This window comes from Streptomyces sp. NPDC006551, assembly GCF_040611675.1.
Taxonomy (GTDB): domain Bacteria; phylum Actinomycetota; class Actinomycetes; order Streptomycetales; family Streptomycetaceae; genus Streptomyces.
In genome coordinates, this window is sequence record NZ_JBEXOT010000007.1 from 36613 (window position 1) to 59939 (window position 23327).

Annotated in this window: 25 protein-coding genes; 9 read left to right on the forward strand and 16 right to left on the reverse strand. The window is 73.2% G+C overall.

The window, feature by feature from the left end:
* Positions 1 to 279 precede the first annotated feature (279 nt).
* Genes ABZY12_RS10285 through ABZY12_RS10310 form a run of 6 tightly spaced genes read left to right on the forward strand, consistent with a single transcriptional unit; the run spans position 280 to position 6870 of the window.
* Positions 280 to 1449 carry an ADP-ribosylglycohydrolase family protein gene (locus tag ABZY12_RS10285; RefSeq protein WP_356889007.1) on the forward strand — a complete coding sequence of 390 codons (1170 nt, stop codon included), beginning with the start codon at positions 280 to 282 and terminating at the stop codon, positions 1447 to 1449.
* Entirely contained in the window at positions 1430 to 2581 is a 1152-nt protein-coding gene (locus tag ABZY12_RS10290) for an ADP-ribosylglycohydrolase family protein (RefSeq protein WP_356888860.1), read from the forward strand. The genes ABZY12_RS10285 and ABZY12_RS10290 overlap by 20 nt, the downstream gene beginning before the upstream one ends.
* Complete coding sequence (locus ABZY12_RS10295; protein WP_356888861.1) at positions 2578 to 3963, forward strand: ADP-ribosylglycohydrolase family protein; 1386 nt, start codon at positions 2578 to 2580, stop codon at positions 3961 to 3963. Before ABZY12_RS10290 ends, ABZY12_RS10295 begins: the two co-directional genes overlap by 4 nt.
* On the forward strand, positions 3960 to 4880 hold the full coding sequence (rbsK, locus tag ABZY12_RS10300; protein ID WP_356888862.1) for a ribokinase: 921 nt from the start codon (positions 3960 to 3962) through the stop codon (positions 4878 to 4880). The genes ABZY12_RS10295 and rbsK overlap by 4 nt, the downstream gene beginning before the upstream one ends.
* Positions 4877 to 6079 (forward strand): CoA transferase, encoded by a 1203-nt coding sequence (locus ABZY12_RS10305; RefSeq protein WP_356888863.1) that lies wholly within the window; start codon positions 4877 to 4879, stop codon positions 6077 to 6079. The genes rbsK and ABZY12_RS10305 overlap by 4 nt, the downstream gene beginning before the upstream one ends.
* A complete protein-coding gene (locus ABZY12_RS10310) occupies positions 6076 to 6870 on the forward strand; it encodes an aldolase/citrate lyase family protein (protein WP_356888864.1) in 795 nt (264 codons plus the stop codon). The genes ABZY12_RS10305 and ABZY12_RS10310 overlap by 4 nt, the downstream gene beginning before the upstream one ends.
* 65 nt (positions 6871 to 6935) lie before the next feature.
* Here ABZY12_RS10310 and lgt read toward each other — a convergent pair whose 3' ends face one another.
* From lgt to hisI, 10 genes are all read right to left on the reverse strand, one after another.
* Positions 6936 to 7904, reverse strand: coding sequence for a prolipoprotein diacylglyceryl transferase (lgt, locus tag ABZY12_RS10315; protein WP_356888865.1), 969 nt, complete (start codon positions 7902 to 7904; stop codon positions 6936 to 6938).
* A gap of 73 nt (positions 7905 to 7977) precedes the next feature.
* Positions 7978 to 8802 carry a thioredoxin domain-containing protein gene (locus tag ABZY12_RS10320; RefSeq protein WP_356888866.1) on the reverse strand — a complete coding sequence of 275 codons (825 nt, stop codon included), beginning with the start codon at positions 8800 to 8802 and terminating at the stop codon, positions 7978 to 7980.
* A gap of 63 nt (positions 8803 to 8865) precedes the next feature.
* Positions 8866 to 9681 carry a tryptophan synthase subunit alpha gene (trpA, locus tag ABZY12_RS10325; protein ID WP_356888867.1) on the reverse strand — a complete coding sequence of 272 codons (816 nt, stop codon included), beginning with the start codon at positions 9679 to 9681 and terminating at the stop codon, positions 8866 to 8868.
* Positions 9678 to 10991, reverse strand: a complete 1314-nt coding sequence (trpB, locus tag ABZY12_RS10330; RefSeq protein WP_356888868.1) for a tryptophan synthase subunit beta — start codon at positions 10989 to 10991, stop codon at positions 9678 to 9680. Before trpB ends, trpA begins: the two co-directional genes overlap by 4 nt.
* 568 nt (positions 10992 to 11559) lie before the next feature.
* Positions 11560 to 12369 (reverse strand): indole-3-glycerol phosphate synthase TrpC, encoded by an 810-nt coding sequence (trpC, locus tag ABZY12_RS10335; RefSeq protein WP_356888869.1) that lies wholly within the window; start codon positions 12367 to 12369, stop codon positions 11560 to 11562.
* Positions 12370 to 12499: 130 nt separating this feature from the next.
* Positions 12500 to 12973 carry a DUF2752 domain-containing protein gene (locus ABZY12_RS10340; protein ID WP_356888870.1) on the reverse strand — a complete coding sequence of 158 codons (474 nt, stop codon included), beginning with the start codon at positions 12971 to 12973 and terminating at the stop codon, positions 12500 to 12502.
* Between the two features lie 176 nt (positions 12974 to 13149).
* Positions 13150 to 13398, reverse strand: coding sequence for an HGxxPAAW family protein (locus tag ABZY12_RS10345; RefSeq protein ID WP_356888871.1), 249 nt, complete (start codon positions 13396 to 13398; stop codon positions 13150 to 13152).
* A 133-nt stretch (positions 13399 to 13531) separates the two neighbouring features.
* Complete coding sequence (locus ABZY12_RS10350; RefSeq protein WP_356888872.1) at positions 13532 to 14203, reverse strand: TIGR02234 family membrane protein; 672 nt, start codon at positions 14201 to 14203, stop codon at positions 13532 to 13534.
* Complete coding sequence (locus tag ABZY12_RS10355; RefSeq protein ID WP_356888873.1) at positions 14203 to 15708, reverse strand: anthranilate synthase component I; 1506 nt, start codon at positions 15706 to 15708, stop codon at positions 14203 to 14205. The genes ABZY12_RS10350 and ABZY12_RS10355 overlap by 1 nt, the downstream gene beginning before the upstream one ends.
* Positions 15709 to 15719: 11 nt before the next feature.
* Positions 15720 to 16070, reverse strand: coding sequence for a phosphoribosyl-AMP cyclohydrolase (hisI, locus tag ABZY12_RS10360; RefSeq protein WP_356888874.1), 351 nt, complete (start codon positions 16068 to 16070; stop codon positions 15720 to 15722).
* Between the two features lie 84 nt (positions 16071 to 16154).
* Here hisI and ABZY12_RS10365 point away from each other — a divergent pair, with 84 nt between their 5' ends.
* The 3 genes from ABZY12_RS10365 to ABZY12_RS10375 all read left to right on the forward strand — a co-directional run bounded on the left by ABZY12_RS10365 (position 16155) and on the right by ABZY12_RS10375 (position 18661).
* Positions 16155 to 16790, forward strand: coding sequence for a TIGR03085 family metal-binding protein (locus ABZY12_RS10365; protein ID WP_356888875.1), 636 nt, complete (start codon positions 16155 to 16157; stop codon positions 16788 to 16790).
* Between the two features lie 268 nt (positions 16791 to 17058).
* Positions 17059 to 17985: a MurR/RpiR family transcriptional regulator gene (locus tag ABZY12_RS10370; protein ID WP_356888876.1), complete on the forward strand. Its 927-nt coding sequence runs from the start codon at positions 17059 to 17061 to the stop codon at positions 17983 to 17985.
* Between the two features lie 277 nt (positions 17986 to 18262).
* The gene (locus ABZY12_RS10375) at positions 18263 to 18661 is read left to right on the forward strand and encodes a hypothetical protein (RefSeq protein ID WP_356888877.1); all 399 of its coding nucleotides are present in this window, start codon (positions 18263 to 18265) and stop codon (positions 18659 to 18661) included.
* A 90-nt stretch (positions 18662 to 18751) separates the two neighbouring features.
* Here the strand turns inward: ABZY12_RS10375 and ABZY12_RS10380 are convergent, their stop codons facing one another.
* The 6 genes from ABZY12_RS10380 to hisH form a co-directional block, all read right to left on the reverse strand.
* Positions 18752 to 20011, reverse strand: coding sequence for an MFS transporter (locus tag ABZY12_RS10380; protein ID WP_356889008.1), 1260 nt, complete (start codon positions 20009 to 20011; stop codon positions 18752 to 18754).
* Between the two features lie 55 nt (positions 20012 to 20066).
* A complete protein-coding gene (locus tag ABZY12_RS10385) occupies positions 20067 to 20654 on the reverse strand; it encodes a helix-turn-helix domain-containing protein (RefSeq protein ID WP_356888878.1) in 588 nt (195 codons plus the stop codon).
* Between the two features lie 123 nt (positions 20655 to 20777).
* Positions 20778 to 21533: an imidazole glycerol phosphate synthase subunit HisF gene (gene hisF, locus ABZY12_RS10390; protein ID WP_356888879.1), complete on the reverse strand. Its 756-nt coding sequence runs from the start codon at positions 21531 to 21533 to the stop codon at positions 20778 to 20780.
* On the reverse strand, positions 21530 to 21943 hold the full coding sequence (locus ABZY12_RS10395) for a RidA family protein (RefSeq protein WP_356888880.1): 414 nt from the start codon (positions 21941 to 21943) through the stop codon (positions 21530 to 21532). Before ABZY12_RS10395 ends, hisF begins: the two co-directional genes overlap by 4 nt.
* Positions 21940 to 22671 carry a bifunctional 1-(5-phosphoribosyl)-5-((5-phosphoribosylamino)methylideneamino)imidazole-4-carboxamide isomerase/phosphoribosylanthranilate isomerase PriA gene (gene priA, locus ABZY12_RS10400; protein WP_356888881.1) on the reverse strand — a complete coding sequence of 244 codons (732 nt, stop codon included), beginning with the start codon at positions 22669 to 22671 and terminating at the stop codon, positions 21940 to 21942. Before priA ends, ABZY12_RS10395 begins: the two co-directional genes overlap by 4 nt.
* A 2-nt stretch (positions 22672 to 22673) precedes the next feature.
* A complete protein-coding gene (hisH, locus tag ABZY12_RS10405; RefSeq protein WP_356888882.1) occupies positions 22674 to 23324 on the reverse strand; it encodes an imidazole glycerol phosphate synthase subunit HisH in 651 nt (216 codons plus the stop codon).
* Positions 23325 to 23327 lie beyond the last annotated feature (3 nt).

Below are 23327 nucleotides of genomic sequence, written 5' to 3' on the forward strand. Positions count from 1 at the left end.
GCGCCCAACCCCACGACCGCTACCGCTGCCGCTGCCGCTGCCAGTGCCGGTGCCACCGCGGACACCCGTCCCGCGCCGGACCCCACCACCGCTACCGCTGCCGCTGCCCCCGCCAGTGCCGCCGTGGGCGGTCGTCCCGCCCCGAACCCCGTCCCCACCACCGCTGCCGCTACCGCTGTGGGCATCCGTTCCGCTGGGGCGGAACGGGTGGGCACAGCCCACGAGCGCGGCGCCCTGGACAGGGACGGCGCCCCCGATGCGGGGGGCAGCGACGGGGCCCTGGGGCTCGCCCCGGGACCGGGCACCCGGAACAGGGCCCATATCGAGGGCCTCCTCCTCGGCCTCGCCGCGGGCGACGCCGCCGGCTGGCCCGCGGCCAGACATCGCGCCGCCCGCATGCCCGAATGGACCCGTCGCCTCACCCGCGAGCTCGACACCTTCGCCGAACAGAACGCCACCACCACCCTCCCCGTCCCCATCGCCCTCAACCAGCCCCCCGAACCCCTCCGCCTCGGCCCCTCCGACGACGCAGAGTGGGCGGTCTTCACCGCCGAGGCCGTTCTCGCCGCCGCGGGCCCCCCCTTCTCCTCCCTCGCCCCGGAGCGCCGCCTCCGCGCCGCCGTCGACCTGGCCTGGAACGCGCTCGCCAGCCAGATCGCCGCCGCCTCCGACCGCGCCCCCGAGGTCGAGTCCGCCGTCCTCCCCCTCCGGGCCCGGATCTCGGTCCGCGCCGGGCTCGGCAATCTCGCCACCGGGCTGCGTCCGCCCGCCACCGGCCACGACAACCCGCACTACTTCGACGACGCCGCCTGCGTCCGGGCCGCGATCCTCGCCGTCGTCCACCCCGGCGATCCGGCCGCCGCGGCCGAACTCGCCGAGTTCGACGCGCGGTACACCCAGGACGGCGACGGCGTCCACGGTGCCCGCGCGACCGCCGCGGCCGTCGCCGCGGCCCTCGGCGGGGCGACGGTCGACGACGCCGTGGCGGCCGCGCTCGCCCAGCTGCCGCCCGCCACCGAGATCGGCCGCAACGCCCGACAGGCCGTGAAGATGGCGCAGGACGCGGCGTCCGCCTTCGAGCTCGTCCCCCTGCTGGAGCACCAGATCGTCGACCACGTCTACAGCTACGGCATCGCCGCCGCCGAAACCGTCCCCGTCGCCCTCGCCCTCGCCACCGCCGCGCGCGGCCAGGCGGCCGCGGCCGTACCGGCGGCCGCCTGCCTCTCCCGCGTCGCCGACTCCGCGCCCGCCCTCGCGGGCGCGCTCACCGGTGCGCTCGGGGGTGGCGACTCCATCCCCGCCACCTGGCGCGACGCCTGCCGCACCCTCGCCGGCTGCGCCCTCCCCCGCCTCGCGGGCACCGACCTGGTGGAACTCGCCGGGCTGTTGGGAGACACGGAACTGACCACCACGGGTGGACAATTCCGACATGACACCCACACTGGATGACCGGATCGCGGGCAGCCTCGTCGGCGCGGCGGTGGGCGACGCCCTCGGCGGCCCCGTCGAGGGCTACACCCCGGAGCAGATCGTGGAGCGCCACGGAGGCCGGATCACCGGCATCGTCGGCCCCTGGAACGGCGCGTCCTGGCGGACGGCCCGCCCCATCGCGCCGTACCACAAGGGCGACGGGAACGTCACCGACGACACCTTGATGACCCACGCCCTGATCAGGGTGTACGAGAAGGTGCGCGACCACCTCGACGCGTACGCGGTGGCCGACCACCTGGTCCCCGAACTCATCGGAAACCCCGTCTGGATCCCGGAGCTGGAGGCCGAAGCCCTGCCCCTCCAGCGGATCTTCCTCGCGGAGAAGTGGATCGTGACACGACTCCACTACGGCCATGTCGACCCGCGCGAGGCGGGCAGCGGAAACATCGTCAACTGCGGGGCGGCGATGTACATGGCGCCGGTGGGCCTGGTCAACGCGGCCAACCCGGAGGGCGCGTACGCGGAGGCCCTGGACGTCGCCGGCGCGCACCAGTCCTCGTACGGCCGGGAGGCGGCGGGGGTGTTCGCAGCGGCGGTGGCCGCGGCGTGCGCTCCCGGCGCGACGCCCGAGTCCGTCGTCCGCACGGCCCTCTCCCTCGCCAAGGACGGCACGCGGTCGGCGATCGAGGCGGTCACGGAAGTGGCGGCCCACCACCGGGACTTCGAGTCGGCCCTCGCCCCGCTGCGCGAGGCGGTGGCCCCGTTCGACACGGTGGGCCCGGACTACCGCGCCCCTTCCCTCGGCGCGCGGCGCCCGTCCCGTCTGCACGCCATCGAAGAGCTCCCCATCGCCCTGGGGATGCTGCTGGTCGGCGAGGGCGACTACCGGCGTACGGTGCTCGGCTCGGTGAACTACGGCCGTGACTGCGACTCGATCGCGACGATGTCGGGGGCGATCGTGGGCGCGCTGCGCGGTGAGTCCGCCGTCCCCGCCGACTGGTCGAAGCGGGTGGCGGAGGCGAGCCGCCTCGATCTGCACGCCCCGGCGGCGGCCCTGGCCTCGGTCGCGCGGGAGGTCTTCGCCCGTGACACCGCCAGGCGCCGGGCGCACGAGTCGGCGTACGCGGCCCTGACGAGCGCGGACCGATGATCCTGCGCGTGACCTGGGTGCAGCCCGAGGACCTCGTCGGCCACGAGCTCCGCCAGGCGGCGGAAGACGGCCGCGACGCCTCCGCGATCGCCGCCCGCTGGCAGGCGGCGGGCGGCCCTCCCGCCCCCCGCACGGCCGGCGCGTCCTCGACCCCCCGCCCCGATCTCCGCCCCCTGGCGGAACGCCTCCTCGACGAACTGTCCACGCTCGAGACCCCCCTGGCCCCCGACGAACCCACGTCACTGTCCGCCATCCGGAACCGCGCCCCCCAGCCCCCCGCCCACCGTGGACGGAGCACGACGGAGGGCGGAACGGGAGAACCGGCCTCCCTCCGCGACCGGCTGCACGCCGCCTGGCTCGGGCGGGCAGCCGGGTGCCTGCTCGGCAAACCCGTCGAGAAGCTGCCCCTGCCCGCCATCCGCGCCCTCGCCCGCGCCGCCGGCAACTGGCCGCTCTCCTCCTGGTTCACCGCCGTCGGCGTACCCCCCGACCTGCTCGCCGCCCACCCCTGGAACCGCCGTTCCGCGCCCACCTCGCTCGCCGAGAACATCGACGGCATGCCCGAGGACGACGACCTCAACTACCCCCTCCTCAATCTGCTCCTCCTCCAGCGGTACGGCCGCGACTTCACCACCGCCGACGTCGCCCGCCTCTGGCTCGACGAACTCCCCGCCGGCCGCACCTTCACGGCCGAGCGCGTCGCCTACCGCAATCTCCTCGACGGCATCGAGCCCCCGCTCACCGCCGTCCACCGCAACCCCTTCCGGGAGTGGATCGGCGCCCAGATCCGCGCCGACGTCCACGGCTGGACGCACCCTGGCGACCCGGCCGCCGCCGCCGCGCAGGCGTACCGGGACGCGGCGCTCACCCACACGGCCAACGGGATCTACGGCGCCATGTTCGTCGCCGCCACCCTCGCCGCCGCCGCGTCCGGCGCCGCCGACGTCCACCGGTCACTGGAGTGCGGCCTCGGCGTGATCCCTCCCCGCTCGCGCCTCGCCCGAGCGGTCCGCCTCGGCATCGACACCGCTCGCACCGCCGCCGACTTCGACGACGTCGCGGACCGGCTCCACGCCGCCCTCGGCGGGTATCACTGGGTCCATGCCGTCCCCAACGCCGCCCTCCTCGCCGCCGCGCTCACCCACGCCGACGGCGACTTCTCCCGCTCCATCTGCGCGGCGGTCTCCGGCGGCTGGGACACCGACTCCAACGGCGCCACCGCCGGCTCGGTCGCCGGACTCCTCGCCGGCCACCCCGACCGGCTGCCCGAGCGCTGGACCTCCCCCCTCAAGAACCGGCTCTCCACCTCGATCCCGTCCTTCGACGGCATCGGCTTCGACACCCTGGCCGACCTGACGCACCTGGAGGCAGTACACCCATGACCAGCATCGTGGTGCTCGGCAGCACCAACATGGATCTCGTCGCCTTCGTCCCCCGGGCCCCGGCGCGCGGAGAGACCGTCACCGGCCGGGAGTTCCGTACGATCCCCGGCGGCAAGGGCGCCAACCAGGCCGTGGCCGCCGCCCGGGCCGGCGCCGAGGTGGCGATGATCGGCGCGGTCGGCTCCGACGACTTCGGGGTACGGCTCCGGGCCGCGCTGGACGGCTCCGGGGTCGAGACCGATCTGCTGCGCACCGTCGAGGGGGCCTCCGGCACGGCCCACATCGTCGTCGACGACGAGGGCGGCAACGCGATCGTCGTCGTCCCCGGCGCCAACGGCACCGTCACCGCCCTCAGCCACGGCGACGAGGCCCTGATCGGCACCGCCGACGCCCTGCTCCTCCAGCTCGAACTCCCCCTCTCCGCCGTCGTCGCGGGGGCCGCGACCGCCCGCCGCCTCGGCGTCCGTACCGTCCTCACCCCCGCCCCCGCGCAGCCGCTGCCCCCCGAACTCCTCGCCGCCACCGACCTGTTGGTGCCCAACGAACACGAGGCCGCCGCTCTCACCGGGATCGCCGACCCGCACGCCGCCGCGGCGGCGCTGCTGCGGGACGTGCCCGAGGTCGTCATCACCCTCGGCGCCCGGGGCAGCCTCTACGCCGCCCGCGACGGCGAGCCGGTCACGGTCCCCGCCCCGCGCGTCCGGGCGGTGGACACCACCGCAGCGGGCGACACCTTCGTCGGCGCGCTCGCGGTCGCCCTCGGCGAGGGCCGGCCCGTCCCGGAGGCGCTGTCCTGGGCGTCGGCCGCGGCCGCGCTCTCGGTCCAGCGCGAGGGCGCCTCCTCCTCGATGCCGTACCGCGCCGAGATCGACGCGGCCCACGACTCCGTCACCGGCCTGGAGGTCGACGCCGTATGACCCGCCCCGAGAGCCCCGCCCCCCTCCACGGACTGCGCGTCCTCGACCTCGCCACCCTCTTCGCCGGCCCCCTCGCGGCGATGATGCTCGGCGACTTCGGCGCCGATGTCATCAAGATCGAGCACCCCCGCAAGCCCGATCCGTCCCGTGGCCACGGCCCCGCCAAGGACGGCGTCGGTCTGTGGTGGAAGGTCCTCGGCCGCAACAAGCGGACCATGACCCTCGATCTGTCCACCCACGGCGGCCGCGACACCCTGCTGCGCCTCGCCGCCGACGCCGATGTGATCGTGGAGAACTTCCGCCCCGGCACGCTGGAACGGTGGGGTCTGGGATGGGAGGAACTGTCCACCGTCAACCCGGAGTTGGTCCTGGCGCGGATCACCGGCTTCGGCCAGTTCGGCCCGTACTCCCACCGCCCCGGCTTCGGCACCCTCGCCGAGGCGATGAGCGGCTTCGCCTCGATCACCGGCGAGCCGGACGGCCCGCCCACCCTTCCCCCCTTCGGACTCGCCGACTCGATCGCCGCCCTGGCGACGGCGTACGCGGTGATGACCGCGCTCACCGCCAGGACGACCACCGGCCGTGGCCAGGTCGTCGACATGGCGATCATCGAACCGATCCTCTCCGTCATCGGACCGCACCCCCTCTGGTACGACCAGCTCGGCTATGTCCAGCCCCGCACCGGCAACCGCTCCCGCAACAACGCCCCTCGCAACACGTACCGCACCGCCGACGGCTCCTGGGTCGCCGTCTCCACCTCCGCCCAGTCCATCGCCGAGCGCGTGATGCGGCTGGTCGGCCGGCCCGAGCTGATCGACGAGCCCTGGTTCGCCGACGGCACGAGCCGCGCCGCCCACGCGGACGTCCTCGACGACGCGGTCGGCACCTGGATCGCCCGCCACACCCGCGACGAGGCCATGGCCGCCTTTGAGAAGGCGGAGGCGGCGATCGCGCCCGTCTACGACATCCGGGACGTGATGACCGATCCGCAGTACCGCGCCCTGGACACCATCACCGAGGTCCCGGACCCTGAACTGGGCCCGATCCGTATGCAGAACGTCCTCTTCCGGCTGTCCGAGACGCCCGGCGCGATCCGCTGGACCGGCCGGCCGCACGGCGCCGACACCGCCGACGTCCTCGCCGAACTGGGCCTCTCCCCCGCCGAGATCAGCGCGCTGCGCGGCGAGGGAGCCGTATGAGCGTCCCCCTCACCTGGCTGTACGCCCCCGGCGACCGCCCCGCCGTCGTCCAGAAGGCCCTGGCCTCCGGAGCCGACGTGGTCATCGTCGACCTGGAGGACGCGGTGGCGCCGGACCGCAAGGCGTACGCCCTGGCCGCCACCGTCGATCTGCTCTCCGACCCGCACCCCGTACCGGTCCATGTCCGCATCCACACACCGCGCGACATCCCCCCTCTGGCCTCCCTCCCCGGCCTCGGCGGTTTCCGTGTTCCCAAGGTGACACACGCCACTGACATCCACCGGATCGCCGACGCCGCCCCCGGCGTTCCGCTCTTCCCGCTCCTGGAGAGCGCGCCGGCCGTCGAGCACGCCTACGCCATCGCATCGGCCCACCCCGCCGTCCGGGGCATCGCCCTCGGCGAGGCTGATCTCCGCGCAGATCTGGGCGTACGGGAGGACGACGGGCTCGACTGGTCGCGCGGCCGCCTCGTGGTCGCCGCCCGCGCGGCCTCCCTGCCGCCCCCGGCCCAGTCCGTCCATCCCGACGTCCGGGACCTGGAGGCCCTGGCGGCCGGATGCGCCCGGGGACGTTCCCTCGGTTTCCTGGGCCGGGCGGCGATCCACCCCCGCCAGCTCCCGGTGATCGAGCGGGCGTACCTCCCGACCCCCGACGAGGTCGCCGCGGCCGAGGAGGTCGTCAAGGCGGCGGAGACCGAGGAAGGCGCCCTGGCCCTCCCGGACGGCCGCTTCGTCGACGCGGCCGTGGTGGAGGGCGCCCGCCGCGTCCTGGCCCTGGCCGCCCGGGCGTGACACGCGACAGGGCCGCCGGGACCCTTCGGTCCCGGCGGCCCCGCGTTCGTTGTGTGCGTGCCCGCTCAGCCCTTGGCGGCGGACCCCGCCCCGTTCTTCGGTGTGTCCGCGACCCCGTCGGCGGGAGCGTCCTCGGGCTCGGCCTCACCCGTGGCCTCACCGTCCGCGTCGGTGTCGGTGTCGGGGTCGGCGTCGGCGTCCACGGCGGACTTGTCGCCGCCCGCCGCGGGCTCCACGGTCTCCTCGCGGCCCGGTCGGACCCGCGAGGAGATCACGATGTAGACCACGGCCAGCACGAAGACGACGATCGCGGTCCAGACGTTCAGCCGCAGGCCGAGGACGTGGTGGGCCTCGTCGACGCGCATGTACTCGATCCACGCCCGGCCCGCGCAGTACGCGGCGACGTAGAGGGCGAAGACCCGCCCGTGGCCCAGCTTGAAGCGGCGGTCCGCCCAGATGACGAGCAGCGCGACGCCGACGCACCACAGGGACTCGTACAGGAAGGTCGGGTGGTAGAGCCCGGCCTCACGGTTCACACCGGCGCTGATCTTCAGGGCCCACGGCAGATCGGTCGGCTTGCCGTACAGCTCCTGGTTGAACCAGTTGCCCCAGCGGCCGATCGCCTGGGCGAAGGCGATGCCGGGCGCGATGGCGTCCGCGTACGCCGGCAGCGGGATACCGCGCCGGCGGCAGGCGATCCAGGCGCCGACCGCGCCGAGGGCGATGGCGCCCCAGATGCCGAGGCCGCCCTCCCAGATCTTGAAGGCGTCGACCCAGTTCTCACCCTCGCTGAAGTACAGCTGGTAGTCGGTGATCACGTGGTAGAGCCGGCCGCCGACGAGGCCGAAGGGCACCGCCCAGACGGCGATGTCGGCCACGGTGCCGGCTGTGCCGCCCCGGGCGATCCAGCGCTTGTTGCCGTACCAGACGGCGACGAAGACACCGATGATGATGCAGAAGGCGTAGGCGCGCAGCGGAACCGGTCCGAGATGGATCACACCGGTCGACGGGCTGGGAATGTAGGCAAGGTCCATGGCATGACCGACGCTACCCTGCCGGGCGGGCGGGACGGCAGCCCACCCGGCAACGTCTGGGTAACTACCGGTCTCAGCCGTCGGCCGCCGGGGAGGCCGTGCCCGGCTTCTTGCCCTTGTTCGCCTCGGCGACCCACTTCTTCAGGTTCTCCGGCGAGATCTGCTCGTCGCCCTTGGTCGGGAAGATCGATTCTCCGTTGAGGAGGACCGACGGAGTGCCGCGGAAGTCGCCCTTCCGGAAGGCGTCGGTGGACTTGGTGATCCAGCTGTCGTGCGTGCCGTCCTCGACACAGCTGCGGAAGGCGGGCGTGTCGAGCCCCGGCACCTTCGCAGCCAGCTCCAGCAGCTTGCTGTTCTTCGCGAAGGCGTCGTCGGTCTCCGCGGGCTGGTTGATGTAGAGCGCGTCGTGGTACGGCGCGAACTTCCGGGCGTCCTGCGCACACGCGGCGGCGTTCGCCGCCCGCAGCGAGCCGCTGCCGCCCATGTTGCCGTCGATGATGGTGACGAGGTGGTACTCGGTCTTGAGGGCGCCGGACGCCTCCAGCTCGTGGATGGTGTCCCGGAACGCGTTCTCGAAGGAGGCACACGCCGGGCAGCGGAAGTCCTCCCAGATGGTGAGCGTGGCCGGGGCGTCCGCCCGGCCCGTCGGGATGGCCGGCTGATCGTCCCCGACGGCACCGGACGGCGCGACGACCGGGCCCGCCTTGTCGGAGCCGCCGCCCTTGCCCCCGCTGTTGGCGGCGATCACGCCGACGACCGCGGCCAGGCCGAGGACGCCGACGACCGCGGCCGACACGATGATGACCCGCCGCTGCTTCTCGCGCGCCTTGTCGCGGTCGCGCTGCTCCTTGAGGCGCTCCCGCGCGCTCTGCTTACCGTCTCGGTTCTTCTCGCTCACGCCTCAGCAACGAACCGGGGAGGCACGTACGCGCCTCCCCGGTCCCAGATCCACCCGTACGGGTTACGAAACGCGGCGCACGCCCTCGGCAAGTTCGCCCGCCAGTTCCCTTACGGCGACGAGCCCGGCGGCCTCGTCGTCGGCGTCGAGCATCCGCTTGACGAACGCGGAGCCGACGATGACGCCGTCGGCGAAGCTCGCGACCTCCTTGGCCTGCTCGGCGTTGGAGACGCCGAGCCCGACGCAGACCGGCAGCTCGCTGGTGGCCCGGGTGCGGCGCACGAGATCGGCGGCCTGCTCGCCGACCGACTCACGGGTGCCGGTGACCCCCATCAGGGAGGCGGCGTAGACGAAGCCGGAGCCGGCGGCCGTGATGGTGGCGAGGCGCTCGTCCCTGCTGCTCGGCGCGACGACGAAGACGGTGGCGAGACCGTGCTTGTCGGCGTGCTCGCGCCAGGTCGCGGACTCCTGGACCGGCAGGTCGGGCAGGATGCAGCCCGCGCCGCCGGCCGCGGCCAGCTCCTCGGTGAACCGCTCGATGCCGTAGCGGTCGATCGGGTTCCAGTACGTCATGACGAGCACCGGCTTCCCGGTCGCGGCGTGCGCCTCGCGGACCGTGCGCATGACGTCGGCGATCCGGACGCCGCCGCGCAGGGCGATGTCGTCGGCGGTCTGGATGACCGGACCGTCCAGGACCGGGTCGCTGTGCGGCAGGCCGACCTCGACGACGTCGGCACCGCCCTCGAAGACCGCCTTGACGGCCTCGATGCCGCCGTCCACGGTCGGGAATCCGGCCGGGAGGTAGGCGATGAGGGCGGCGCGGTTGTCGGCCTTGGCCTTGGCCAGGGTGTCGCTCAGCAGTCGGATGTTCCCGCTCACTTGGAGCCCCCCTGGATCTCGGTGTCCCGCTGGATCTCGGCGGCGCCGTTCTCGGCGGAGGCGTCGGCCTCGACCGGAGCGGCGTCGGCGCCGTACAGCCCGAAGTAGCGGGCCGCCGTGTCCATGTCCTTGTCGCCGCGGCCGGAGAGGTTGACCACGATCAGTCCGTCCTCGCCCAGCTCCTTGCCGACCTGGAGCGCGCCCGCCAAGGCGTGCGCGGACTCGATGGCCGGGATGATGCCCTCGGTACGGGAGAGCAGCCGCAGGGCCTGCATCGCCTCGTCGTCGGTGACGGCGCGGTACTCGCCGCGGCCGCTGTCCTTGAGGTACGCGTGCTCCGGGCCGATGCCCGGGTAGTCCAGGCCCGCCGAGATGGAGTACGGCTCGGTGATCTGGCCCTCGTCGTCCTGGAGGACGTACGAACGCGAACCGTGCAGGATGCCGGGCTCGCCGGCGGTGAGGGTCGCGGCGTGCTCGCCGGTCTCGACGCCGTGGCCGGCCGGCTCGCAGCCGATCAGGCGGACGCCGGTGTCCGGGATGAAGGCATGGAAGAGGCCGATGGCGTTGGAACCGCCGCCGACGCAGGCGACGGCCGCGTCGGGGAGGCGGCCGGCGCGCTCCAGGATCTGGCGGCGGGCCTCGACGCCGATGACGCGGTGGAAGTCGCGGACCATGGCCGGGAAGGGGTGCGGTCCGGCGACGGTGCCGAAGAGGTAGTGGGTCCGGTCGACGTTGGCGACCCAGTCGCGGAACGCCTCGTTGATGGCGTCCTTGAGGGTGCGGCTGCCGGACTTGACCGGGATGACCTCGGCGCCGAGCATGCGCATCCGGGCGACGTTCAGCGCCTGGCGCTGGGTGTCGATCTCGCCCATGTAGATGGTGCATTCGAGCCCGAAGAGGGCGCAGGCGGTGGCGGTGGCGACGCCGTGCTGACCGGCGCCGGTCTCGGCGATGACCCGGGTCTTGCCCATGCGCTTGGTGAGCAGGGCCTGGCCGAGCACGTTGTTGATCTTGTGCGAGCCGGTGTGGTTGAGGTCCTCGCGCTTGAGGAACACCCGGGCGCCTCCCGCGTGTTCGGCGAACCGGGGCACCTCGGTGAGGGCGCTGGGACGGCCGGTGTAATGGACCATCAGGTCGTTGAGCTCACGGGCGAACTCGGGGTCGGCCTTGGCCTTGTCGTACTCGACGGCCACCTCGTCGACGGCGGCGACGAGGGCCTCCGGGATGAACTTGCCGCCGTAGGCGCCGAAGTACCCCTCGGTGGTGGGGACGTGACCCTCGGGGTCCGGAATGAAGAACTCGCTGGACATGCGACTGCTCCTCGCGGGGCGGATGCCCCGGAATGATGTGCTGACAGTGGTCACGTTATGCGCGCGTGAACCCGCGTTGTGGGCACCTGTTCCGCTGGGACGGAACGGGTGTGCACAACGGACGGCGCCCCTGCCGGACCCAGCTCCCGGTGCGTGCGGTGCCCACGAGCGCGGCGCGGTCGTGGTCGCGGAGAGCACGGGCGGAGGCACCCGCGAGGGTTCCCGTCCCGTGTGACGGCTAGGGGGCCTGGGTGCGCGCGAGGCGCGGGCGCCATCGCATCCCGTTGACCTGGCCGGGCTCGTCACCGATCACGTACCGCACCCGGCGGCCGTGCACACGGCGCGCCGGCGCCCGGCAGCCGCGCGGGCGGCAGCCTCGGGCCAGCGGGGCGTGGGCGGGCGCGGCGGCGGTACGGAGACGGTTTCGCCGGCCCGGTACGGCGGGGCCCCCGCCGCCCGGAACCGCACTCTCCCGGGCCGGGCCCGGGAGCGTCACCGCGGGCGCGCCGGACGCCCTCCGGGCGGAGCCCAGAGGGTTCGGCGTGGCGCGGCGGGTGGTCATGGAGGGTCAGCTCCGGCCGTGACGGAGGGCCGGGTGGGCGCCGGCGGCGACCAGGTCGGCGACGGCGGCCTTGGGGTCGCGGCCGGTCACCAGGGACTCGCCGACGAGGACCGCGTCGGCCCCGGCGTTGGCGTAGGCGATGAGGTCGTGCGGGCCGCGGACGCCGGACTCGGCGATCTTGACGATGTGCGCGGGGATCTCCGGGGCGACCCGCTCGAAGGTGGACCGGTCGACCTTGAGGGTCTTGAGGTTCCGCGCGTTCACGCCGATCACCCGCGCGCCGGCCTCGACCGCGCGCTCGACCTCGTCCTCGTCGTGGACCTCGACCAGCGGCGTGAGGCCGATGGACTCGGCGCGCTCGATGAGGGAGACCAGGGCCTCCTGCTCGAGGGCGGCGACGATCAGGAGCGCGAGGTCCGCGCCGTACGCACGCGCCTCCCACAGCTGGTACGCGGTGACGATGAAGTCCTTGCGCAGCACGGGAATGTCGACCCGGGAGCGGACGGCCTCGAGGTCGGCGAGCGAGCCGCCGAAGCGGCGCTCCTCGGTGAGCACGGAGATGACGGCCGCGCCGCCCGCCTCGTAGTCCGCGGCCAGTGCGGCCGGGTCGGCGATCGCGGCGAGCGCGCCCTTGGACGGGCTGGAGCGCTTCACCTCGCAGATCACCTTGACGCCGTCCCCGCGCAGTGCGGCGACGCCGTCCTTGGCCTGCGGCGCCTTGGCGGCGCGCTCCTTGAGCTCGTCGAGGGAGACCCGCGCCTGCCGCTCTGCGAGGTCGGCGCGCACGCCTTCGATGATCTCGTCGAGCACACTCACGCGAGAGGCCCCCTTCCGGGACGGTGATGGTGACGTTGGTGAAGATGAACCAGGTTCAGCCATGTCGATGGTATCCGCAGGAGCGCGTGGGGCCCGCATCCGGTGGAGATGCGTCCCACCTGCTGGGACTTCACGGCGCGAGCGCGGAGCCGAACGGCAGGTTCCGCACCAGGGTGAAGGCGGCCAGGACGGCGCCGATCACCCACCACCAGGCGGAGGAGATCACGAAGCGCATCGGCACGCCCCGAACGACGCGAACCAGCCACACGGTCATGACGACCGCGAAGAGGCCGTAGCCGACGACGGCGAGGGCGTTGGCGCCGACGGCGGCGCCGAACTCCCCGGTGATGAAGGCGTGGGCGCTGCGCAGGCCGCCGCAGCCGGGGCAGTAGAGGCCGGTGAACCGCAGCAGGGGGCAGACCGGGTAGTGGCCGGGTTCGTTGGGGTCGACCGCGCCGACATAGGCGAAGGCGGCGCCGACTCCGACGAGCGCGCCCAGCGGCGCGACCAACCGCCGCCCGAGAGACGGCGGCGCGACGGGGCGGGCGGGGCCGACGGGGCTTTCGCGACCGGCGGGGCCCTCGTGGCCCGGAGCCGTGGTCATCCGGTCACCAGCCAGGCCCGGGGCCGTCGCCCCGGAGGGCAATGGCGGCGATGGGGCCGGGTCGTCGGGCACGGGGGTGGCGGTCGGCGGCTTCGCGTTCACCCGGTGATTCTCGCCCCTGACGCGCGAAGGCGCAGCCCGGCATGGCCGGACCGCGCCTTCGCACCGGTCGTACGTCAGACCCGGGCCTTCGCGGAGGCCGCCTCGCGGGCGGCCCTGACGTTCTCCGGCTCCTTCGGCATACCGAGGCCCGCGGCCTTCATGGCGAGGCCGACGACACCGCCGAGGAGAATGACGGCGATCCCGGCCCAGAAGCCGGCCACGTTCGCCGCCACCATGAAGACCCCGGCGATGCAGAAGCCGATGAAGGAGATGATGACACCGGTCCAGGCGGCCGGGGTGTGTCCGTGGGCGCTGCCCGCCATGAGTTGCTCCTCGTTGCTGTTGCTCGGTGGTGGCTCAGTGGTGAGGTCTCGCCTGCGCGGACACTCACGGTCATTGTCCCGCACACCGGGGCGCGGGGATGAATCGGGGTGGCGCAACGATCACGCGTCGCGCTCAGCCCTCGCGCGTCGGGTCCTCGCCGCGGTCCAGGGCCTTCCAGAGATCCTCGGGCCGGTCGGGGTCGCCACCGGGCCGGGTGGTGGCGCCGGCCGGGCGCGCGCCTCGGGGGCCGCCCTGGCGTTCGTAGCGGCCGCCCATCGCGGGCCAGCTCCCGCCGTACCGCAGGGCGAGGAGACCGGCCAGCAGGATCAGCAGCGCACCGGCGGCGGTGACGTACGGCCAGGCGGTGTGGGTCAGGCCGGCCACCGCGGCGGCGGAGTCGCCGGTGACGCGGGCGGCCTCCGCGTCCAGGGCGTCGCTGTCGGCGGCCCCGAGGACCGAGGCCAGCGCCGCGCCCGCGCCGCTGAGCGCGAGGAGCCCGGAGACGAGGGCGCGGCCGGTTCGGCGGACGGCGAAGACGGCGACGAGCGCGGCGAGCCCGACGACGGCGAGCGCCGTCGGTACGCCGGTGACGGTGCCGCCGTCGGCCTCGACGGGCACGGTGCCGCCCCCGACGGACGCGGTTCCCTCGGCCCAGATCTGGCCCGAGGAGAGCAGCACGACGGTGGCTCCGAGGGCGCCGAGCAGGAGAGCCGCGGCGAGGCTGCGGCGGCCGCCGGGGGCGGCCGTTCCGCTCGCGCGTGCGGCTCTGGGCTGGGGTACGGGTACAGCACTCACGTACCCCACTATCCCTTACGCGCCTCCGCGCCGTTCATCCGGTTGGCGGTGTGGACCGCGCGGAGCACGGCGGCCGCCTTGTTGCGGCATTCGTTGTCCTCGCCCACCGGGTCGGAGTCGGCGACGACGCCGGCTCCGGCCTGCACGTACGCGGTGCCGTCGCGGAGCAGGGCGGTACGGATGGCGATGGCGGTGTCGGAGTCGCCGGCGAAGTCGAGGTAACCGACGCACCCGCCGTACAGTCCGCGCCGCGAAGGTTCCAGCTCCTCGATGATCTGCATCGCGCGGGGTTTGGGCGCGCCGGAGAGCGTGCCGGCCGGGAAGCAGGCGGTGAGGACGTCGAAGGCGGTCTTCCCCTCGGCGACGCGGCCGGTCACCGTCGAGACGATGTGCATGACGTGCGAGTACCGCTCGATCGACATGAAGTCGACGACCTCCACCGAACCCGGCTCGCAGACCCGCCCGAGGTCGTTGCGGCCGAGGTCGACGAGCATCAGGTGCTCGGCGCGCTCCTTGGGGTCGGCGAGCAGTTCCTCGGCGAGGTCGTGGTCCTCCTGCGGGGTGGCGCCGCGGTGCCGGGTGCCGGCGATGGGGTGGAGCATGGCGTGCCCGTCCTCGACCTTGACCAGGGCCTCGGGGGACGAGCCGACGACGTCGAAGCCGTTCTCGAAGCGGAAGAGGTACATGTACGGGGACGGGTTGGTGGCCCGCAGCACGCGGTAGACGTCGAGCGCGGAGGCCCGGCAGGGGGTCTCGAAGCGCTGGGAGGGAACGACCTGGAAGGCCTCACCGGCCCTGATCCGCTCCTTGATGTCCTCGACGGCTTCCTGGTACGCCGTGCCGCCCCACAGCGCGGAGAACTCCGGCAGTTCGGAGGCGGGCAGGGCGGCGGGGGCCGTCGCGACCGGGCGGGCCAGGTCGGCCTCCATCGCGTCCAGGCGGGCGACGGCATCCGCGTACGCCTCGTCGACGCCGGTCTCCAGGTCGTTGTGGTTGATCGCGTTCGCGATCAGCAGGACCGTGCCGTCCCAGTGGTCGAGGACGGCGAGGTCGCTGGTGAGGAGCATGGTCAGCTCGGGAAGCTGGAGGTCGTCCCGGCCGTGCTCGCCGATCTTCTCCAGCCGGCGGACGATGTCGTAGCCGAGGTAGCCGACCATGCCGCCGGTGAAGGGCGGCATTCCGGACGCGAGGTCGCGCGGGGTGTGCAGGGCCTCGACGGTGGCGCGCAGGGCGGCCAGCGGGTCGCCGTCCGTGGGCACGCCGACGGGCGGGGTGCCCAACCAGTGCGCCTGGCCGTCCGCGACGGTGAGGGTGGCGGCGCTGCGCACGCCGATGAAGGAGTACCGGGACCAGGAGCGGCCGTTCTCGGCGGACTCGAGGAGGAACGTGCCGGGGCGTTCGGCGGCGAGCTTGCGGTAGAGCCCGACCGGGGTGTCGCCGTCCGCGAGGAGCCGGCGGCTGACAGGGATCACGCGGCGGTCGGCCGCCAGCTTGCGGAAGGTCTCGAGGTCCATGGCGGGTGACCTTACTGGGAGAGCGGGAGCACGTCGGCGTCGAAACAGGTGCGGGCGCCGGTGTGGCAGGCGGCGCCGATCTGGTCGACCTTGACGAGCACGGTGTCGGCGTCGCAGTCGAGGGCGACGGACTTGACGTGCTGGACGTGGCCGGAGGTGTCGCCCTTGACCCAGTACTCCTGGCGGCTGCGCGACCAGTAGGTGCAGCGGCCGGTGGTGAGGGTGCGGTGCAGGGCCTCGTCGTCCATCCAGCCGAGCATCAGCACCTCGCCGGTGTCGTACTGCTGGGCGATCGCCGGGACGAGTCCGTCCGGGCTGCGCTTGAGGCGGGCGGAGATGGCCGGGTCGAGATTGCTGCTCATGCGGCCATTGTGCCGTGACCGCGGCGTTCGCCCGGCGGAGCGTCCACTGGGCGGACCGGCGGCCCGGGCCGTACGCTGGCGGGCATGTCGACCCATGCCAAGCGTGAACGACTTCTGCTCGCCGACCTGTTGGAGGCGGCCGGGCCCGATGCCCCGACGCTCTGCGAGGGCTGGCTGACCCGGGACCTCGCGGCCCATGTGGTGGTGCGCGAGCGCCGTCCGGACGCGGCCGCCGGGACGCTCGTACCGGCGCTGAAGGCCCGGCTCGACCGGGTGCAGGCCGAATTCGCCGAGAAGCCGTACGAGGAACTGATCCAGCTCATCCGTACGGGGCCGCCGCGGATGTCCCCGTTCACCATCAAGCAGGTGGACGAGGGGGCGAACACGGTGGAGTTCTACGTCCACGCGGAGGACGTCCGCCGGGCCCAGCCCGACTGGTCGCCGCGGGAGCTGGACCCGGTCTTCTCGGACGCGCTGTGGAACCGCCTGGAGAAGGGCGCGCGGCTCCTCGGCCGCAAGGCCCCGGTGGGCCTGGTCCTGCGCCGCCCGAACGGCCAGACGGCGGTGGCGCACCGCGGCACCCCGGTGGTGACGGTCTCCGGGGAGCCTGGCGAGCTGACGATGTTCCTCTTCGGCCGCCAGGACGCGGCGAAGGTGGAGCTGGACGGCGAGCAGGAGGCCGTGGAGCGGCTGCACCAGGCGAAACAGCTGGGGATCTAGGACCCTTCGTCCGCCCGTGCGGGCTCACCCCGCACGGGAACGCCCTTTCCGCGCGCGGGAACGCCCTGTCCGCGCAGGAAACGTCAGGCCCGCGCACGCGAACGCCCCGTCCGCGCACGGAAACGCCCCGCCCGACGCCGATCGGACAGTCCGTCAGCGCGCTGGCGGGCGACCCGTCTCGCGACGCTCGCGCGGTATGACAGTTGTCTCCTGCAGCGATCGTCCGTGAACTATCTTGGGCGGCATCGGGACGAAACGGAGGCACCCCGTGCCATCAGGCCAACAGGCACGCGCGCAGGCGGCGGCGATCACACCCGGCGCGCCTGCCCCGGAGACGGAGGAGGCGACGCCCGTCGAGCGGGTGCGCGCGCTCTTCGGCGGACACCGGCTCTCACCGGGCCAGCGGCGTATCGCACAGTTCCTGCTCGACCACCTCACCGAGGCCGCGTTCCTGTCGATCACCGAGCTGGCGGAACGCGTGGGCGTAAGCCAGCCGTCCGTGACCCGGTTCGCGTCGTCACTCGGTTTCAGCGGATACCCCGCACTCAGGGATGCGCTCCAGCCCATCGCCCTCAGTGCGATCGCCGGATCCCCCGAGGACCTGCAGGCGCAGCGGCGCAACGAGCTCCAGGCGGCGGTCGACGCCGAGATCGAGAACCTGACGTCGCTGCGCCGCACCCTCGCGAACACCGACCGCATCCTCGACATCGGCCGCGAGCTCGCCCGATCCGTCCCGCTCACCGTGCTTGGCCTGCGGATCTCGGTCTCCCTCGCGGAGTACTTCGCCTACGCGGCGCGGCGCATCCACCCCGATGTGCGGGTGGTGACCCGTGGCGGCAGCGTCGCCTACGACGCACTGCTCCAGTCTCGCGAGGCGGGCGGCACCTGGGTGCTGGCCTTCGCGATGCCCCGGCACGCCAAGGAGACCCTCGCCGCCATGAGAGCAGCGCGCAGTACCGGGCTGCGCGTCGCGCTGATCACGGACAGGGCGCTCGGGCCGCTGGCCCACGAGGCCGACGTGGCACTCACGGCCGGTACGGGCTCGCGGCTGGTCTTCGACTCGTACGCGGCGCCGGGGGTCCTCTCCGCGGCGATCCTGCAGGCCATGGCGGACGCCGATCCGGAGCGCACGCAGGTCCGGCTGGAGAAGTACGAGCAGGCGTCGGACCAGTACGACTTCTTCCTGGAGGACTGAGCCGGTCCCGACACCGCGGGACCGGCTTTTCGCTGCCTCGGGGACGCATGAATTTTTTCATGCCCTTGCTTACTCGACGGTATATATATTTACTACACGTGCCCCCGCGGGCTCGGATCGAACGCCGATGGGTCGACCCCCTCCTCCTCAGTCGACCCCTGGGTTGTTCCCCCGGGGCACGTCGCGCTTCGCGCGGGTGCCTCTGCGGCGGCTCCGGTCAACCCCTGGGCCGAGCCGCCGCACCCCTCCGAACAGGCCCCTCCCGAAGGCGACAACGATGTCCCACCACCGCACTCCGGTCAGCAGCGACTGGCCCTACTCGGTCACGACCCCGGGCAACCGCGACTGGGAAGGCACGGCCGTCCGATGGCTGCGCGAGCTCCTCCCGGCCCGCTACGGCGGCTACACCACCCTCACGCGTCATCCCGTTCTGCTGGCCCGCCACGCCCAGCTGCAGATCGAGCACGAGGTCCGTGCGGTGCGGGTGGCGATGCAGACCTGCCGTGCGGAGCTGCCCACGCTCGGCGTGTCCGGTTCCACGATCGAGAGCACGATCAGGCTGTACGCCTTCGAACTGGAGCAGCTGAGCCGCCTGGCCCGGGGAGTCCGCCTCGTGACGGACGCCCTCCTCAGGAGCGAACAGGCCCCTCGACGACAGGCGCGGGTCAGGCCCTAGACGAGTAAGTCCGAAGTGCTGGTCAGTGGTCGTAGGCGATCAGTGACCAGCACTTCGGACTTACTCGTCTAGGGAGTGTCCGGACACGACCTAGGTACGCCGGGCCGGCACCGTCGGCAACTCCGCACCGCGCAGGGCCGGGACCAGGAGCCCGTACACGCCGCCCACCGCACAGATCGCGGCGCTGGCCGCGAAGACCGGGCCGGGTCCCCACAGGCCCACCGCCGCGCCGGTGAGGGGGAAGGTCAGCGGGGCCACGCCGAGGCTGAAGAAGTGGGAGACGGAGGTGACCCGGCCCAGGTAGGCGGGGTCGCAGGCAGTCTGGGTGAGGGCCCCGCACAGCGAGCCGCTGAGCCCGGCGAGGAGGCCGAGCGCGAGGGAGGCGGCCACCGCGACGGGGAGCCCGGGTACGTACGCGAGGGCGGTGATCGCCCCCGCGCCGATCGTGATCGTCCAGGCCATGACGGCCCCGGCGCGCGGGACACGGCCCCGTACGGTCAGCAGCAGCGAGGCCGCTCCGGCGCCCACGCCGAAGCCGGCGAGGACCCAGCCGATGCCGGCGGCGCCCCAGCCGCGCGCGTCGGCGAGCAGGGCGAGGCCGACGTTGAGCGGGCCGACGAAGCCGAGGTCGCTCAGGGCGATGACGATCATCAGCGGGCCGAGGACCCGGTGGCGGCGGATGTAGCGGAGCCCGTCGGCGAGATCCCGCCACGGGGTGCCCTCGGTCCGTTCGCCGTCGGTGGGCAGCGGGGCGACGCGCAGGGTCAGGAGCAGCGGCAGCGAGACCGCGAAGAGCAGCCCGGCCGCGCCGAACGCGGCGGCCGGTCCGCCGAGGGCGACCGCGAGGCCGCCGAGCGGGGCGCCGAGGACGAGCGAGGACCGGTGCGCGAGGCCGCGCATGCCCTGGATGCGGGTGAGCTGGCCGGGCGGGGCGATCCGGGGCGGCAGGGCGCCCACGGCGGGCATGAACATGGCGTCCACGATGCCGAAGACGACGGCGACGGCCGCGAGCGGCCACAGGCCGGGAGCGGTGGTGAACAGCAGGGCCGCCACCCCCAGGACGATCAGGGCACGGACCGCGTCGGAGACGACGACGACCCGGTGCGGGCCGAAACGGTCGGCGATCACTCCCCCACCGAGCATGAGCAGGGCGCGCGGCACGGCGCTGACGGCGAGCACGAGTCCGGCCTGTGCCGGGCTCCCGCCGCGTACGGCGGCCCAGGAGAGGGCCAGGTAGTAGACGCTGTCGCCGATGGTGGACGCGCCGTAGGCGGTGAGCCAGCGCAGGACGTTGGGATCGCGGTAGGCGGGCCGCTCCCCGGGGGCGGCGCTGGGGGTGGTGCCGGACATCTCGGTGACGGTCACGACGCATCGCTTTCTCGGAGAGTGGCGGCCCGGCTCGGTCTCACGTACGGAACGGGAATCCGTACAGGTGCACGGCGACGTGCTCGCGGCCCTCGGTGTCGCCGGCCCGGTCCGCGGCGCGGCCCTTGTCGTCGTACTTCTTCAGCACGGCGTCCAGTTCGCGTCGCAGCTCGGCCAGCTCGGCCGCGGTGAGCCGGGGCATCCACTCGGAGCCGATGGACGCCGATCGCCACTCCTCGCTCCAGGCCGCTTTCCGGTCGAGGAAGGCGCGGTAGAGCTCGCTGCGCTGTTCGAAGACCGTGCGGCCGAGCGCCGCGCTGACGGCCACCTTCTCGGGGGCGTCGCGGAAGTCCTCGTCGTACACGCTGAGCCCTTGCGAGCTGGGCTTCCACCACCGCTCGCGGCCGTCCGCCGACTGGGGTGCGGCCTCTTCGATCAGGCCGTGGTCGGCGAGTTTGCGCAGGTGGTAGCTGACGAGGGAGACCGCCTCGTCGACCTGCTCGGCGAGATGCGAGGCGGTGGCGGTACGAGCCACGAGCAGGGCCCGGTAGAGCTTCATGCGCAGCGGGTGCGCGATGGCCTTGAGGGTGCCGAGGTCGGTGATCCGGCGAGGGTCGGGAGCGGTCATGGACACGACCGTAGATACGAAAGAAAACTTGCGCAATATAAATTGCACAAAAAGTCCTGCGCATTTGGCCGAGAGCAAGGCCCCCGCCGGTCGCCCGGCGGGGGCCTCAACAGATCGGGCGGCTCAGCGGACCAGCTCGCCCGCCTCCCGCAGCGCGTCCTTGACCTGCGAGATCCGCAGGTCGCCGAAGTGGAAGACGGAGGCCGCGAGCACCGCGTCCGCGCCCGCCGCGATGGCCGGCGGGAAGTCGGAGAGCTTGCCCGCGCCACCGCTCGCGATCACCGGCACGGTCACGTGCTTGCGCACGGCGGCGATCATCTCGGTGTCGTAGCCGTCCTTGGTGCCGTCGGCGTCCATCGAGTTGAGCAGGATCTCGCCCGCGCCCAGCTCGGCGGCCCGGTGGGCCCACTCGACGGCGTCGATGCCGGTCCCCTTGCGGCCGCCGTGCGTGGTGACCTCGAAGGAGCCGGAAGCCGTGCGCCGGGCGTCGACCGAGAGGACGAGGACCTGGCGGCCGAAGCGCTCCGCGATCTCCTGGATCAGCTCGGGCCGGGCGATGGCCGCGGTGTTCACTCCGACCTTGTCGGCACCGGCCCGCAGCAGCTTGTCGACGTCGTCCGCCGACCGGACGCCGCCGCCCACCGTGAGCGGGATGAAGACCTGCTCCGCGGTGCGGCGCACCACGTCGTAGGTCGTCTCCCGGTTGCCCGAGGAGGCGGTGATGTCGAGGAAGGTCAGCTCGTCGGCGCCCTCGGCGTCGTACAGCTTGGCCATCTCGACGGGGTCGCCCGCGTCGCGCAGGTTCTGGAAGTTGACGCCCTTGACGACCCGGCCGTTGTCCACGTCCAGGCAGGGAATCACTCGTACGGCGAGGCTCATGCCGTCTCACTCCTCTGTCCGCCGGAGCGGAACGCCTCGACCTCGACCTCCACGACGAGCCGCGGATCGACGAAGCCGGAAACGATGATCATCGACGCGGCGGGGCGTACGGCGTCGAACAGCTCCTTGTGCGCCCGGCCGACGTCGTCCACGTCGCGCGCGTGCGTGAGGTACATCCGGGTCCGCACGACGTCCTCCACGCCCAGGCCCAGCTGCTTCAGCGCGGCGAAGGCCACGTTGAAGGAGTTGACCGCCTGGTCGTACGGACCGCCGTCGGCGATCTGGCCGTCGACCATCGACGTGCAGCCGGAGACGAGGACCAGGCCGTTGGGCAGCTCCACCGCGCGGGAGTAGCCGAACTGCTCCTCCCAGGGAGCGCCGGTCACGACCTTGCGCACGGGGTCGGTCATACGGAAGCCACCGCCTCCAGCGCCTCCTCCAGGGTGAACGCCTTGGCGTACAGCGCCTTGCCGACGATCGCGCCCTCCACGCCCTCGGGGACGAGCCCGGACAGGGCGCGCAGGTCGTCCAGGGAGGACACGCCTCCGGAGGCGACGACCGGCTTGTCCGTCGCGGCGCACACGTTGCGCAGCAGCTCCAGATTGGGGCCCTGCAGCGTGCCGTCCTTGGCGATGTCGGTGACGACGTAGCGGGCGCAGCCTTCGGAGTCGAGGCGGGCCAGCGTCTCGTAGAGGTCGCCGCCGTCCCGGGTCCAGCCGCGGCCGCGCAGGGTGGTGCCGCGCACATCGAGGCCGACGGCGATCTTGTCGCCGTGCTCGGCGATGACCTTGGCGACCCACTCGGGGGTCTCCAGGGCGGCGGTGCCCAGGTTGACGCGGGTGCAGCCGGTGGCCAGGGCGGCGGCGAGCGAGGCGTCGTCGCGGATGCCGCCCGACAGCTCGACCTTGATGTCCATGGCGCGGGCGACCTCGGCGATCAGCTCACGGTTGTCGCCGGTGCCGAAGGCGGCGTCGAGGTCGACCAGGTGCAGCCACTCGGCGCCGGAGCGCTGCCAGGCGAGGGCCGCCTCCAGCGGGGAACCGTAGGAGGTCTCCGTACCGGACTCGCCGTGCACGAGGCGGACGGCCTGGCCGTCGCGGACGTCGACGGCGGGGAGGAGTTCAAGCTTCTGAGCCATGATCAGAGGGTCTCGATCCAGTTGGTGAGGAGCTGGGCGCCGGCGTCGCCGGACTTCTCGGGGTGGAACTGGGTGGCCCACAGGGCGCCGTTCTCGACGGCCGCGACGAAGGGCTCGCCATGGGTGGCCCAGGTGACCTTGGGGGCGCGGATGTTGGGGTTGCCGATCTCCAGGTTCCACTCGCGCACCGCGTAGGAGTGCACGAAGTAGAACCGGGCGTCGGCGTCGAGGCCCGCGAACAGCTGGCTGTCCTCGGGCGCGTCGACGGTGTTCCAGCCCATGTGGGGCACGACCGGGGCCTTCAGCGGCTCGACCGTGCCGGGCCACTCGTCGAGTCCCTCGGTCTCCACGCCGTGCTCGATGCCCCGGGCGAAGAGGATCTGCATGCCGACGCAGATGCCCATGACGGGGCGGCCGCCGGAGAGCCGGCGGTCGACGATCCACTCGCCTCGGGCCTCCTTGAGGCCCTTCATGCAGGCGGAGAAGGCTCCGACGCCGGGGACGAGGAGTCCGTCGGCGTTCATCGCCTTGTCGTAGTCGCGGGTGATCTCGACGTCGGCGCCGACCCGGGCGAGGGCCCGCTCGGCGGAGCGGACGTTGCCGAAGCCGTAGTCGAAGACGACGACCTTCTTGGGGGTGCTCGCAGTGCTCATACC

Coding starts and splice junctions, on each gene's coding strand:
- ABZY12_RS10290 (WP_356888860.1), top strand. CDS start 1,430: ATGACACCCACACTGGATGACCGGATCGCGGGCAGCCTCGTCGGCGCG.
- ABZY12_RS10295 (WP_356888861.1), top strand. CDS start 2,578: ATGATCCTGCGCGTGACCTGGGTGCAGCCCGAGGACCTCGTCGGCCAC.
- rbsK (WP_356888862.1), top strand. CDS start 3,960: ATGACCAGCATCGTGGTGCTCGGCAGCACCAACATGGATCTCGTCGCC.
- ABZY12_RS10305 (WP_356888863.1), top strand. CDS start 4,877: ATGACCCGCCCCGAGAGCCCCGCCCCCCTCCACGGACTGCGCGTCCTC.
- ABZY12_RS10310 (WP_356888864.1), top strand. CDS start 6,076: ATGAGCGTCCCCCTCACCTGGCTGTACGCCCCCGGCGACCGCCCCGCC.
- lgt (WP_356888865.1), bottom strand. CDS start 7,904: ATGGACCTTGCCTACATTCCCAGCCCGTCGACCGGTGTGATCCATCTC.
- trpB (WP_356888868.1), bottom strand. CDS start 10,991: ATGTCCAGCGAGTTCTTCATTCCGGACCCCGAGGGTCACGTCCCCACC.
- ABZY12_RS10340 (WP_356888870.1), bottom strand. CDS start 12,973: ATGACCACGGCTCCGGGCCACGAGGGCCCCGCCGGTCGCGAAAGCCCC.
- ABZY12_RS10345 (WP_356888871.1), bottom strand. CDS start 13,398: ATGGCGGGCAGCGCCCACGGACACACCCCGGCCGCCTGGACCGGTGTC.
- ABZY12_RS10355 (WP_356888873.1), bottom strand. CDS start 15,708: ATGGACCTCGAGACCTTCCGCAAGCTGGCGGCCGACCGCCGCGTGATC.
- hisI (WP_356888874.1), bottom strand. CDS start 16,070: ATGAGCAGCAATCTCGACCCGGCCATCTCCGCCCGCCTCAAGCGCAGC.
- ABZY12_RS10365 (WP_356888875.1), top strand. CDS start 16,155: ATGTCGACCCATGCCAAGCGTGAACGACTTCTGCTCGCCGACCTGTTG.
- ABZY12_RS10375 (WP_356888877.1), top strand. CDS start 18,263: ATGTCCCACCACCGCACTCCGGTCAGCAGCGACTGGCCCTACTCGGTC.
- ABZY12_RS10380 (WP_356889008.1), bottom strand. CDS start 20,011: ATGTCCGGCACCACCCCCAGCGCCGCCCCCGGGGAGCGGCCCGCCTAC.
- ABZY12_RS10385 (WP_356888878.1), bottom strand. CDS start 20,654: ATGACCGCTCCCGACCCTCGCCGGATCACCGACCTCGGCACCCTCAAG.
- hisF (WP_356888879.1), bottom strand. CDS start 21,533: ATGAGCCTCGCCGTACGAGTGATTCCCTGCCTGGACGTGGACAACGGC.
- ABZY12_RS10395 (WP_356888880.1), bottom strand. CDS start 21,943: ATGACCGACCCCGTGCGCAAGGTCGTGACCGGCGCTCCCTGGGAGGAG.
- priA (WP_356888881.1), bottom strand. CDS start 22,671: ATGGCTCAGAAGCTTGAACTCCTCCCCGCCGTCGACGTCCGCGACGGC.
- hisH (WP_356888882.1), bottom strand. CDS start 23,324: ATGAGCACTGCGAGCACCCCCAAGAAGGTCGTCGTCTTCGACTACGGC.